The sequence below is a fragment of the Verrucomicrobiota bacterium genome (assembly GCA_016871535.1).
In the GTDB taxonomy this organism is placed as follows: Bacteria; Verrucomicrobiota; Verrucomicrobiia; order Limisphaerales; family SIBE01; genus VHCZ01.
In genome coordinates, this window is record VHCZ01000003.1 from 61672 (window position 1) to 74683 (window position 13012).

The 13012-nt window shown below is 60.4% G+C and carries 9 protein-coding genes and 1 pseudogene; 2 read left to right on the forward strand and 8 right to left on the reverse strand.

All coding sequences use genetic code 11. From position 1 onward, the window contains the following. Window positions 1–262: 262 nt before the first annotated feature. Window positions 263–841, forward strand: coding sequence for a hypothetical protein (locus FJ398_01025; protein MBM3836538.1), 579 nt, complete (start codon window positions 263–265; stop codon window positions 839–841). Next, window positions 798–1862: a tRNA epoxyqueuosine(34) reductase QueG gene (gene queG / locus FJ398_01030; protein MBM3836539.1), complete on the forward strand. Its 1065-nt coding sequence runs from the start codon at window positions 798–800 to the stop codon at window positions 1860–1862. The genes FJ398_01025 and queG overlap by 44 nt, the downstream gene beginning before the upstream one ends. Before the next feature lie 596 nt (window positions 1863–2458). Here the strand turns inward: queG and FJ398_01035 are convergent. The 8 genes and pseudogenes from FJ398_01035 to FJ398_01070 form a co-directional block, all read right to left on the reverse strand. After that, window positions 2459–3031, reverse strand: coding sequence for a hypothetical protein (locus FJ398_01035; protein ID MBM3836540.1), 573 nt, complete (start codon window positions 3029–3031; stop codon window positions 2459–2461). Window positions 3032–3118: 87 nt separating this feature from the next. Beyond that, window positions 3119–3511 (reverse strand): hypothetical protein, encoded by a 393-nt coding sequence (locus FJ398_01040; GenBank protein ID MBM3836541.1) that lies wholly within the window; start codon window positions 3509–3511, stop codon window positions 3119–3121. A gap of 336 nt (window positions 3512–3847) precedes the next feature. Then, on the reverse strand, window positions 3848–4612 hold the full coding sequence (locus FJ398_01045; protein MBM3836542.1) for a dimethylargininase: 765 nt from the start codon (window positions 4610–4612) through the stop codon (window positions 3848–3850). Window positions 4613–4741: 129 nt separating this feature from the next. Then, window positions 4742–7381 carry an SAM-dependent methyltransferase gene (locus FJ398_01050; GenBank protein ID MBM3836543.1) on the reverse strand — a complete coding sequence of 880 codons (2640 nt, stop codon included), beginning with the start codon at window positions 7379–7381 and terminating at the stop codon, window positions 4742–4744. A 363-nt stretch (window positions 7382–7744) separates the two neighbouring features. Further along, on the reverse strand, window positions 7745–8122 hold the full coding sequence (locus FJ398_01055) for a DUF309 domain-containing protein (GenBank protein MBM3836544.1): 378 nt from the start codon (window positions 8120–8122) through the stop codon (window positions 7745–7747). 639 nt (window positions 8123–8761) lie between these two features. Then, the gene (locus FJ398_01060) at window positions 8762–10846 is read right to left on the reverse strand and encodes a S9 family peptidase (GenBank protein ID MBM3836545.1); all 2085 of its coding nucleotides are present in this window, start codon (window positions 10844–10846) and stop codon (window positions 8762–8764) included. A 141-nt stretch (window positions 10847–10987) separates the two neighbouring features. After that, window positions 10988–11092, reverse strand: a pseudogene (locus FJ398_01065) (nucleotidyltransferase domain-containing protein). Window positions 11093–11229: 137 nt separating this feature from the next. Further along, window positions 11230–12849 (reverse strand): L-lactate permease, encoded by a 1620-nt coding sequence (locus FJ398_01070; protein MBM3836546.1) that lies wholly within the window; start codon window positions 12847–12849, stop codon window positions 11230–11232. Window positions 12850–13012: the final 163 nt, after the last annotated feature.

Genomic DNA, 13012 nt, shown 5'->3' on the forward strand with positions numbered 1-13012 from the left:
GACCAAGCAGTAAGCAGCGACGATTCAGATCGGACGGGGAGCACACGCGCCCTCGCGTCCGGGAGTCGGCGCCCTCGCCGACTCTATTCAATCGAACTGAACCGTCCCACTCAGTGCGACGGTTTCAACGAGGATCCGACCGGCGGGGCGCTGGTCGGCACACGCGAGGCGCGTGTGCTCCCCAGTTCAACTGAATCGTTCCGGCTAAGCCAGGCTCGCTAAAATGCGTGCCTGGCGCTCCCTGATCGGCTAATTAGAGAACGTGAGTCAGTCGCGGCCTCTGCACAACATCGCGCTGGTTGGTTTCATGGGCACGGGGAAAACTTCCGTCGGCCAACTGCTCGCGCGCATCCTCCACTTTCGCCTGGTGGACACGGACGTCCTGATCGAACGCCGGACCGGCAAGAAGATCAGCGCGATTTTTGCCGAAGAAGGCGAAGTGAAGTTTCGCGAGCACGAGCGCGCGGTGGTGGAAGAATTGGCGCGTTACCGGCGGACGGTCATTGCCGCCGGCGGCGGGTTGGTGACGCATCCGGCCAACCTGGCCAGCCTGAAAACGCACGCGCTCGTCGTCTGTCTTTGGGCCGCGCCGGAAGTCATCTGGCGCCGCGTCCGCCACCAGGCCCATCGCCCGCTCCTCAACACCCCGGATCCGCTGGCGACCATCCGCAAGTTGCTGGCGGAACGCGAGGGATTTTACCGCCAGGCCGACGTGTTGATCGGCACCGACATTCGGTCCGTCAAAGAGGTCGCGCTCCAGGTGGCGCATCAATTCCGGGCCGCCCAGGCCCGCCCTCGTGAAAAACCGCATTCTGAGCCGAGCGCTGGCACTGGGCTTTGACGCCTGCCGATTCACCACGGCTGATCCCCCGCTGGCCGCAGCCGAGTTCCGCCGTTGGCTCGCGGCCCGCCGCCACGGCGAAATGGCTTACCTGGAGCGCAACGCCGCCAAACGCGTCAACCCTCAAGAAGTGCTCGCGGAAGCCAAAACCATCATCACCCTGGCCGTCAACTACGCCAATCGCCGCGATTCTGCTAGCGCTCCTGACGATTCACGTTTTACGCCCCCCGCCCCCCGCCCCACCGGAATTGTCGCCCGCTACGCCCGCTACACCGACTACCACGAAGCATTGGCCGAGCCTTTGAAGCAGCTTACCCAGCACGTCAACAGCCTCGGCGGACCAGGAACCCGTTCGCTGTGGTATGTCGATACCGGCCCGTTGCTCGAACGGGATCTCGCGCAACGGGCGGGCCTGGGGTTCATCGGAAAACACACAAACTTGATCAACCGGCAACTGGGCAACTGGTTCTTCCTGGCCGAAATTCTCACCACGCTCCCGCTCGAACCCGACGCCCCCGCCAAAAATCTTTGTGGCTCGTGCGCCCGCTGCCTGGCGGCCTGCCCGACGCAAGCGATCGTGGCCCCGTTCCAACTCGACGCGCGGCGGTGCATCTCCTACCTCACCATCGAACTGCGCGGGGCGATCCCGGTCGAACTGCGTCCCGCCCTCGGGGCGCGGATTTTCGGTTGCGATGATTGCCTGGAGGTTTGTCCGTGGAATCGGTTCGCCCGCGAAGCCAACCTGATGAGGGAACACGCGCGGCCAGACCTGGCCGCGCCGGACTTATTGGATTTGCTTGCGCTGGACGACGCGGCGTTCAAACGCCGCTTCGCCAACACGCCCATTCTCCGCGCCAAGCGCCGCGGCCTCTCGCGAAACGTATGCGTCGCGCTGGGGAACGTCGGGGATCAAAGCGCGCTGCCGGCCTTGGAGCGCGCGGCGAGGGAGAACGAACCGCTCATCGCGGAGCACGCGCAATGGGCGATTCATCAGATTCGGAGTCGCGGGGGCAAGCCGTAACGATTCAGTGAAGAAGGGGAGCGCACGCGCCTCGCGTGCCGTGGTCGGCGCCCTCGCCGACCCAAGGGTTCCGTCCAACCTGTCGCCCTCGAGTGGCCTTCTGACGCGTTCCATCCGACCGGCGAGGCGCCGGTCGAAACACGCGAGGGCGCGTGTGCTCCCCGGTTCGGACGGCCTGGTTCTGGCTAAGCTTTCCCGGCCAGAAGAACGGCCAGAGTGCCACGGTACGAATACCAAAGCCACCGCTACCGGCGAAACCGGATTTGGAGATCAGGGATTCTCCGAGCCGTCAGACTGCCAAAAGCAATTTCCGAAAAGGGGGCCGACACCCTGCCGGGCGGTATCTGTTTAGCGTGGGTAGGGACGGATTCCACTCCGTCCCTGATTAATCCTTGAGGCGTCTCTTGAAGGGGGAAACGGGTAACGGAAAAACCAGGAGCCTCCGTTGGGCCATCGTCTCTTCCTGGGCGGCGGTCTGCCTCAAGGCTTGATTTGGGACGGAGTGGAATCCGTCCCTACCACGCAAACACGTATGCCGTCGTGGCAAACCGGCAAGTTTGCCCCACGTTTCGGAAATTGCTTTTGGCAGGTGGTCTCTAAAACTGAAACACCGCCACGACCGGGCGATGGTCGCTGGGGCGGTCGTCGCGAGTTTTTCCCTTGTTCACGACGTGCTGCCCGTAAGCTTGATGATCCACCTTGCCGGCGTCGCGTAGCGATTTGAGTTTGGTCGTGCCGTTGAAAATGCCCGTGGTGACCAGGATGTGGTCGGTGAGCGTCCGGATCATTTTCCCATCGCGCGTCGGGTCCGAGAACTCGGCGGAGTAAGCGTGGTCGGCGTCGGGTTCCAGATAAGCTTGCGGGAGCGCGTGGTGCATGAGCGCGGCTTCGCGATGAAAACCGCCGCGCAATTCATCGACGATGTTGTGGATAAGGAAATGCTCCTCGAAGACATCGCGGTGCGGCCCATCGTTCAGGTCGCCCATGAGAATGCAGCCGTCGGTGCGCAGGCTGAGAATGGCGTGGCTGAGGTAGCGGCGCACCGCGGCCATCTCCGCCGAAAGCTTCTGGCGGGAACGCAACGCATCGACGATGACCTCTTTGTCGCGCCGGGTGAAATGCTCTTTCCGCTTGAGACTGGAGATTTGCGACTTGGTGTGGAACAGCATCAGCTCGTACGTCTCAGTCTGGATTTTGAAGCGCAGGACTGCGGGCTTGCGCGTGAACTTCTCCAGGGTCGCCTTTTTGACCTCGTCCTAGTGGTAATACTCCACCTTGCGCGAAAGATGTTTGTAGATGTCGTTGGTCTCGGGGACTTGCACCGCCTTCACCGGGCAATCGTCGCGCACGAGGAGATGATTGGATTGCGGCCCGCTTTCCGCGCTGAAAACCTTGTAGCGATTGCCCAGGTATTCTTTCACGAACAATTCCATCTGGGCCTTGCGCGGCGGGCCTTCGACGATGCCCACGACGTGGCAATCCACGGTCTTGACGACGCCCGCGATGCGTTTGCACACGCCCGGGCAATCCTTGGGTTTGCCGCCCAATCCGCCCTTCTTGGATTCGGCCGGGTAAATTCTGGCTTCGTTGCCGACGAACAGATTCGGCATCCATTCGGCGTTAAATGAGGCGATTCTGAGTTTTGGCATAATGGACTCCTTGCAATGACATGGCCTCGCCTCGAAATTCACGGAGAAAGCCCTTGTTCCAGCGCGCTGACGGCGAGCAGGTAAAAGAGATTGTGCACGACAGGTACTCATTGGTCATCCCTCTTGGCCACGAACCTCGCGCCATCTTCGAACGACCCGTTCGGGAGAACGGCGACCACGAACTTCAAGGTAGGGCGAGCCTGTCCCCAGCGAGCCGCCCCGGACGTGTTCCGGGCTCGTCGAGCGGCTCACCGGGACGGACTCGCCCTACCAGCGATAAGCTCAAGAGCCGCGCGCACGGCTCGGAGGCCGTCCGAGCTTTCCGTTGTCGTCATTTTAGTGGGACTCCAGAATCAAACTCAAGCAAGTGACACCGCCTTCCGCCTTGGCAAATTCGGACAAATCCGTTGTTTGAACCGTGAAGCCAAGTTTGGCAATTGCCTCAGCCGTTCGCGGGTACACGGCGGCCATGCAAACGATATCGCCGATGCTCAACACGTCCGCCGCCCAGGGTTCGGATTCGGGCACAGGAACGGTTTCAAACCCAGCCAAATCTCGAGCATTCACCCACGCCGGATTGATGAGCAGCCGTCCATCGGGCAAAGCCGTGCAAGCCGACTTCAAGTGCAAACATTCCCGGATCGGCACGCCCCGGACGCGGTAATTGTGGAACACCGCGATGGCCGCCAATGCTTCCAGCCCGGCCGGGTTCGTCCTCGACGACAGACCCACGAGCAACGTCTGCCCCACGCGCACTACGTCTCCGCCTTCAATGGTTGCGGGAAATTCCACTCTCTGGACCTCCCGGTATTTGCGAAGCACCGGTTCGATCCCGGCCGGCTCGGCGCGCCGGGATTCCGCGCCCATCGAGGCGAGGACGGCCACTTCATCCAGAATGATCGCTGTGTCTTCGATAAACACACCATCCGGGAAATCGCGATTCACGTCCAGCACGCGGACCTCGGCGCCGCATTCGCGCAGCATCCGGCAATACGCTTCGTGTTGAAGGAGCGCCCGGCGGTAGTCGATGGCGGTGCGAGCAACGAAAGTCAGTTCGCACCGGCTCAGCTTCGGCGAAGGAATGTGAGTGATTGCGAGCATTTCAACGTAGAACAGGCTTCCAGCCTGTCCCAATTTCAGTCCAGGATCGCGTTGCGTTTTCGGATGGTCGTTAGCGACGCGTCACTGGGCAGGCAGGATGCCGGCAGGATGCCTGCCCTACATTGTTGTTCACTGCGAATCCTTTCCCTCCAGCGCGGCTCTTAACGCCTCTCTCTGACTCGCCGAGAAGATGAAGAGGTTTTCCGGAAACTTCCGGTGAACGATCATTTGCTCGAAAATGCTCCAACCCTCGCTGGCATTGAGTCCCAGTCCAGCCAGGTATTGGAGCCGGAGGTTGCGGTCCTGATTGATTTCCGCGTCCTTCAGCCACGGCTTCAGGTCCGGTCCCTGGCCGCCATAGGTCGCGAGCAAACTCACCGTCGATTTGAAACCGACCTCGCCGAGGGATTGGCTGACGGCCTCGTGGTGTTCCAGCCGCCGATCCAGCTCGTCCACGTTGATCTTGATCGGGTCGCTTTGGCCGAGCAGAACCACGTCGTAGCCTTCGCCGCCCAGATCGTTGCTCCAGATCGTGCCGTGGGGAAACACTTCAAAGAAAGTCGCGATCTCGCTTTTCACGACGTCCATTCGGCTCTCGTAAAGCGGCACCCATTGGGTCACCAGCCCGCCCGGATTCAAATGCCGTTTGCACAACTCGAAATACTCCTTCGTGTAAAGCGTCGCCGCGCCTTTGACCCAGGGATGGATCGGATCGGAGGTGATGATGTCGAACTTTTCCGCGGTCGTGAGCACGTAATGCCGGGCGTCGTCATAAACGATCTTTACGCGGGGATCTTTCACGACGTTGTAGTTTTCTTTGCCGAAATACTGAGCGACGACCTTCGGAATGAGCGGTTCAATCTCGCAAACGACGATCTTCTCGATGCCGGGATGCACGATGAACGAGCCGGCCGTCACGCCCGCGCCGCAGCCGACAATCAAGACGGATTTGGGCTGCGGATGGAACAAGGCCGGGATGTGGCCCAGCATGCGTTGCAGCCGCATGTCCTGGGGTTCGGTGGACGCTTCGATTTTGCCGCTGACATGGAAATTCCGCACCTGGCCGCTGGACTCGGTGACCGCGACCGACGAGTTCATTCCCTCGCCCAGGTAAAGCGGCTTCGAAACCTCGTCTTGAATCGCGAGGTTGCGGCCATACGCGACCAGGCCCCACGGGACCTTGGGCACGTGCCAGATCAACCACGCGGCCAACACGCCCGCGAACAACAGAGCCAGAGAGCCCGAGATTCTGCCGAACATCGTTGGCACGGTTTGGCCGGGGGCGGAATGCGGAGTGCGGAGTGCGGAGTGGGCCGGGCCTTCGGCTTCAGAGGCGTTGTTCCGTCTTGCCCAGAGCAGAGGAGTCAAAACCAACACCGCAGCCACCACGGAGATTCCCATCAACACTTGCTGCGAATGCTGCGTGCCGATCCATGGAATCAGGCCGACACTCGCGCCGATTGCGCCCAGGATCGCGCCGACCGTGTTCGCCGCGTACACGCCGCCGACCAGCCGGCCTGGGTCGCGTCCGCGCGAGGCCACGGCCGCGAGCGCCAGCGGGAAGCTTGCGCCCCAAAGGAGCGTCGGCGGCAGCACCGCCCAAAAACATCGCGCCAGATCTAATTGGAAACCGATCCACGGATTGGTGGAAAGCGCCGGTTTGATCGGCCAATTGGGAAGCGAATTGGCCAGCATGTATGCGGTCCACGCCGTCGCGGCGGCCAACAGCAGTTGACAGCCACCCACCGCCAGCCGTGCTCGAACGGTTTCGCGCGCCAGGATCGACCCGACGCTGCTGCCGATTCCCAATCCGACGAGGAACACTGCAAGAATAATGGAGAACGTATAGACCGTCCCACCGAGGAGCAGCGACAAGAGCCGCGTCCAGATCACTTCGGCGCCCAACGCGCAGAATCCGGAGAGCGCGATGGCCACATACACCGGCCAGGAAGCCGCGGTATCAGCAGCAGAGCCTGTTTCACTGGAATCGGGCGTACTCGTAGCCGCGGACGTCAGGAGGCTCTGATCCACTTCGGATTTCGGATTTCGGATTTCGGATTTGAGAGAATGAGCCTCCTCGCGTCGGCTGCTGCGCGAAGCAAAGGATTGGTCGCGCTCGTAACGAGCCAGCGCCGCAAAGGCCAAGGCACCCAGAGCCACAGCTCCGTTGATCGCAGCCGCGACGTACGTGGCCGTCGCCATGTCATGGACGCGGAGCAAATAGAATCCCGCCAGCAGACAACCAAACACGGCCCCGGCGATGTTCCCTCCGTAGAAAAAGCCCAGCCACGAAATACCGTGCGGCGTTGCTTCGACCCAACGCGCCATGGCCGGGAGCGTCGCGCCCATCAGAATGGTCGGTGGCAGCAAACACCCGGCGCATACGACCCCGCGAAGCAGGATGCCCGTGAAGCCATGGCCGGCGCCTGCCACATAGAGCCGGGCAACTTGAGGGACCAGAAGCAAAACCAGAATGCCAAGAACTCCGATCGCCAACTCCAGACCGGCATACACCCGCAAAGGATGGCGATTAGCGGAAACGATCCGCGGCAAGACCACGCTCCCCAGACACATCCCGCCCATGAACGTCCCCAGCAACACGCCCAAGGAAACCGCCGACGACCCGATCACGAGTTGGAGCAACTGGAACCAGACAATCTCGTAGATCAACGCCGCGCACCCGCTGCCGACGAAGAACAGGAGCAGCACGGGAAGAAATCTGCCTGCGCCGGAATCGCCGCTCCGCGAGGTTTGCTTCTCTTCACTCATAGCTCAATTCAGGCAATGAGACCGACTCGATGTCAGGTTGGTTTCAGGATTCATCCAGGCAGCGCAGATTTGTAATGATTATCGCGGCATTGCCGGCTGCCTGCACTAGAAATTGGACGTTGGACCGCGGAAGCTCTCCCGGAGGGAGACTTGAAAATAGCCCGGCAGTTTACTGCCGGGTTTTGAGCACCAGCCGCCCAAGTCCCGAAGACGGAGTGAAGGAGTTCTTTGGAGTTCTCTGCCTCTCCCCACGAGGCACCAGTGGGCAGAGGACCAAGGAGAGGGGGAACGCATAAAGACGGACCTCCCCTCTCCAGCCCTCTCCTCCCTTACCGGGGAAGAGGGTGATCCGAACCCCGGTCTTCAGGATGCGCTGGGCTCCAAGCGAAGCTGGAACTCAAAAACAATCGCCACGGAACAGTCCGCGGTGTTCAGGACTTTTTCGGGCATTTCGGCGATCCGTGTCGAGTTGTCGATCAGCGTGCGCAGTTCCAAGCCGAGGAAGCGGGGTGTGGGGCCAGACGCGGGTTGAACTTTCATTGGCTCGAAAATACTGCGCGCGCGCTGGGCATGTTGTTTGACTCCGCCGGCCCGCCCCTCGCGGGCTTTCACGCCTGCGGCCGCCAGCGCGATCAGTCCTTTGAGAAATTCCGCCACCGGCCCTCGCCGGCCCGAGGCGTGCCAGAGACTTTCCCAGGCTTCGTGCGCTTCCCAGTAATAGCCGTGATTGAAAAGATCGATTCCCCGGACATACGGCCGGCATTCGCGCCAATGATCCGGATCGAGTGGCGCAGGGGATGCATGAGGTTTGTCGCTACCGCGGTGCGCGGCGTTGCGCGTCGGATGCGGCGATTTGCCCGGAACATACGCATAGGCAGGAAATGGCTCCTCGGGAACCAGGCGCGGAATGGGATGGCCCGGGTCGGGCACGGATTCAACGTTTCTTGGTGTCTTCAAGTTCAGCGTTCGATGTTCGGCGTTCGATGTTCGATGTTGAGATTCCAAACTTTGAACATCCAACCTCGAACGCCGAACGTCGAACCAACCATCTTTACCCCTGGCATTCCATGACGAAGAGGCAGGGCGAGCCTGTCTCAGCGAGCCGAGTCGGACGTGTTCCACGCACGTCGAGCGGCTCGCCGGGACGGACTCGCCCTACCTGGTTCATGAGCCGTGTGCATGGCCCCGTGACCAAGCCGGATTTCCATGAAGACGGTAGGGACGCATTCCACTGCGTCCCAAATCGAACCTGGCGGCGTTCGGCTGCCAGGGAGGCAACGATGGAAACAGAGAGCCGCTCAGGGTACCCATCGTTCGCTCTCGGTTCGGCCGGCGCGCTCAGGATAATCCAGGGACGCGGTGGAACGCGTCCTTACCCGGTCAGGGTTCCCGAAGTTCCTTTACCAGGAAGGTGTAGGCCAGAGCTGACATGTAAGCGGCTTGCTTGTTGTTCGCCGCGCCGCCGTGGCCGCCTTCGATGTTCTCATAGTAAAGCACGTCATGGCCTTGTTCCTTCATCTTCGCCACCATTTTGCGGGCGTGGCCAGGGTGAACGCGGTCATCACGCGTCGAAGTCGTGAACAGCACGCGCGGATATTTTTTCCCCTTCACGACATTTTGATACGGAGAGAACTTGCTGATGTAGGCCCAGTCTTCGGGCTTGTCCGGATCGCCGTATTCGTCCATCCAGCTCGCGCCGGCCAGCAATTTGTTGTAGCGCTTCATGTCCAGGAGCGGCACCTGGCAAACGAGCGCTTTGAAAAGATCCGGCCGTTGCGTGAGCATCACGCCCATCAGCAATCCGCCATTGGACCCGCCTTGAATGCCGAGGTGCTTCGCCGACGTGATCTTGCGCGCGATCAAGTCCTCGGCCACGGCAATGAAATCGTCGTAAGCGCGCTGGCGATTCTCCTTTCGGGCAGCGTAATGCCACTTCGGTCCGAACTCGCCGCCGCCGCGAATGTTCGCGAGCACATACACGCCGCCGCGCTCCAGCCAGGCCGAACCGACGGCCGGGTTGTAGCTGGGCAGCATCGGGATCTCAAAACCGCCGTAGCCGTAGAGCAAAGTCGGGTTCTGCGCGTTCAACGCCAGCCCCTTTCGGCTGACCTGGAAGTAAGGAATCCGCGTGCCGTCCTTTGATGGCGTCTCGTGCTGGCTGATTTCCAGACCTTCCGCATTGAAGAAGGCGGGCAACTGTTTCAGCAGCTCGCGTTTTTCCTCGCCGACGGTTCCCAGATAAAAACTGTAAGGCGTGAGAAAGTCCGCGACGTTCAAAAAATAATTGTCGGATTCGTGTTTATCGACGCCGTTGATATTCAGCGAGCCGAAAGAAGGCGCCGGCAACGGGGCTTTCCTCCACTGGCCGTTCTCGCGCTTGAGCGAGTACAGCTTGTTCCGCACGTTCTCCAGCTCGTTCAAGATCAGATAATTCTTCGTTTGCGTGGTGCTCGCCAGAGATTTGCGCTCCGTCGGCTCGAACAGAATCTCGAACGTGCGATCCCCGTTCACATAGGCTTCGAAGTTGGCCGCCAGCAGCGCTCCCGCCGCGTAAGTCTTCCCGCCGACCGTCCAATCCGAACGCAGCCGGAACAGGATTTGGTCGCCGAAGGTCTCGACTCGCGCGTCGGCCGGTTTCTCGATCTTGATCCATTGCTCCCCGCGACGCCAATACCTCTCGCTGGTGAAGAAGGTGACTCCCCGATCGATGAATTCGTAGGTGCGCCCGTGATCGTGGATGACGTTCACCTGCATCCCGACGTCTTCAGTCTTCCCCTCATGAACCGTCCGCGCTTCCTGGAGCGGCGAATGGCGCTTCCACTCTTTGATAATCCGCGGATAACCCGAACTGGTCAGAGAGCCGGAGCCAAAGTCGGTTCCCACATAAAGCGTGTCGCGATCTTTCCAACTCAAGTCCACCTTCGCTTCGGGAAGCGAGAATCCCTGCGGCACGAACTCTTTGGTGTTCAGGTCGAATTCGCGCACCACAACGGCGTCGGCGCCGCCTCGGGAAAGGAAGACCAGGGCGCGGTCGTAAGTTGGATGGAGCGCATCGTAGCCCTTCCAAACCCAATTCTCCTTTTCCGTCGCCGCCAAGCGATCGAGATCCAGCACGGTCTCCCAGGCGGGATTGGCTTTTTTGTACTCCTCCAGCGTCGTTCGGCGAAACAAGCCGCGAACATTTTTGTCATCGCGCCAGAAGTTGTAGTAGAACGCGCCGTGCTTGGCCGGGTAGGGAATTCGCTCCTTCGAATCGAGAATGGACAGCAGCCGCTGCCGAATCTTCTCGAAGTCCGGCGAAGCTTCGAGTTCCCGCGTGCTCACGGCGTTCTGTTCCTTGGCCCAGGCCAGGGCCTTCTCGCCCGTGACATCTTCCAGCCACAGGTACGGATCGGGTGAAGTCAGGGCGCCCGCATCGCGGCCGGAAGCCGGGACGGATTCGGCGGCTTCAATTCGATTGGACATGATGGAACCGGTGGCGAGCGCGGCGCTCAAGCCCGCCAGAATTGTGATCTTGGTCATAAATGCGTTTCTCGTTAATGGCTGCCAGGCACACGAACTTGGATCAGTTGCAATCACCCTGGCTCCTGCGGAGTTCGAGCCCGTAAACGGCAGAATCACCAGCAAATCCACGTCCGAATCCGGACGAGGTGTGCCATAGGCATGGGAGCCAAAGAGGATGATCCGCTCCGGATTAAACTCTTTCGCGATCCGCTACGCCATTTGTCGAATTTCCGCGTTGGCTATCCTTGTCGCAACGGCGGAAAATCTAACCAGTGTGCATCGCTCTGACGAGGCAAATTCATTGGTTCTTCACCGGCACCGGCATGAAACTCATTGGACAAACATCACGGAATCACGCCCGGAAACACGTAAGCATAGAGCATCACCACCAGTCCGACGAGCACCGCCAGCACGATGCTGTGTTTGAAGACCGCCTTGAAAATCGCCGCTTCGTTCCCTTCCTGGTGCGTGGAAGTGCTGGCGACGACGATGGATTGCGCGTCGATCATTTTGCCCATCACGCCGCCGGCGCTGTTGGCCGCGGCCATCAGGACCGGACTCAGATTGAGTTGTTCGGCAGTGACCTTTTGCAGGTTGCCGAACAATGCGTTGGAACCCGCGTCGGTGCCGGTCAACGCCACGCCCAACCAGCCCAGCAGCGTGCCAAACAGCGGGAACAGCCAGCCGGTGTGCGTCAGGCTCAATCCTAACACCGTATCCATCCCCGAATACCGCGTCACGTAAGCCAGGCCGACCATGAAACTGATTGCCAGGAGCGAAGGGACAAGCTGCCGAATGGTCCGTCCGAGAATCGCCAGCGCCCGCGAAAATGCCATCCCCGACAGCATGGCGGAGAGAAATGCGCCCGCCACAACCGCCGTTCCCGGCAGCGCAAAGATGTTCAAGTCCAGCATCGCCGGCTCTGGCGTCGGCGTGGGAACGACTGGCGGAACGCGAATCACCGCGTTGTGCAAGCCCGGCATAGGAAACGAGAGCGCGGCGATCTTCAGATACTTGTTCAACGAGGGCATGCCGCAAACGAAGATGAACACGGACGACAGCAAAAAAGGCGACCACCCCTTCACCACGCCGAGAAAGGAATGGCGGCGCATTTCAATTTGGACCTTCCCGTTTTCCACGAGCATCAGGTTGCGCGGCTTCCAGAGTTTGAGGAAGCCCACCATGACGAGCAGGGAAAAGATCGCCGCGATGATATCCACCAGTCCGCTTTCCTGATAATTCGACCAGTAAAATTGCATCCCAGCGAACGAGGCGCCGCTCACCAGCAGCGCTGGAAGGACTTCGCTCGTCTGTTTCCAGTTCACCATGCTGCGCACCAGCCAGAGCGGAAGAATCAGCGAGAAGGGCGGCAGAATTCGGCCAACCATCGCGTTCAACTCATGTTCCGGCAGACCCGTCACCAGGTTCAGAACGCGAATCGGATTGCCGACGCCGCCCCAGGCAACGGGAGCGGTGTTCGCCAGCAAGCAAATGGTCGCCGCCTGAAACGGCGGAAAACCCAGGCCGATCAGAAACGATCCCGCAATCGCCACCGGCGCGCCGCCGCCGCCGGTGCCTTCGAGAAACGCGCCGAAGCAAAACGCGATCAGGATGACTTGAATCCGCCGGTCCGAAGACAGGGTGGCGATGGACTCCTTCATGACCTGGAACTGGCCCGTCTCGACCGCGATGTTGTAGAGAAAGATCGAGGCGATGATGATCCAGGCAATGCGGAGAAATCCAAAGATGAAGCCCATCAACGTGGCCTGGGAAATCAGCGCCACCGGCATGTGAAAGACGGTGCCGGCGAGAAGCACGGCCATGATCATGCCGCTCAACGCTGAAATCCAGACGCGCTTCTTCAGAACCAGCAGAACGAAGAACAAAGTCAGGACCGGGAGGGCGGAAACCAGCGTGGAAAGGATCCAATGCGGCAGGGGATTGTAATCCTGGTTCCAGGTCATTCGCTTCGGATGCGGATTGTGAACTTCCGAGCCGCGCCAGATCAATTGAAAATTCGATATTTCAATCGTAAATCTTCAACTGGGTCCAATGCTCTCCCTCTCCCACTGGCAAGGACGGATTCCACTCCGTCCCTGACTTTCCTGACTTTACTCACCGATCGAA

Bases quoted from the DNA above. Each gene is read 5' to 3' on its own strand.
- FJ398_01070 (MBM3836546.1), bottom strand. From the start codon at position 12,849: ATGACCTGGAACCAGGATTACAATCCCCTGCCGCATTGGATCCTTTCC.
- FJ398_01035 (MBM3836540.1), bottom strand. From the start codon at position 3,031: ATGCTGTTCCACACCAAGTCGCAAATCTCCAGTCTCAAGCGGAAAGAG.
- FJ398_01050 (MBM3836543.1), bottom strand. From the start codon at position 7,381: ATGAGTGAAGAGAAGCAAACCTCGCGGAGCGGCGATTCCGGCGCAGGC.
- FJ398_01060 (MBM3836545.1), bottom strand. From the start codon at position 10,846: ATGTCCAATCGAATTGAAGCCGCCGAATCCGTCCCGGCTTCCGGCCGC.
- FJ398_01045 (MBM3836542.1), bottom strand. From the start codon at position 4,612: ATGCTCGCAATCACTCACATTCCTTCGCCGAAGCTGAGCCGGTGCGAA.
- FJ398_01040 (MBM3836541.1), bottom strand. From the start codon at position 3,511: ATGCCAAAACTCAGAATCGCCTCATTTAACGCCGAATGGATGCCGAAT.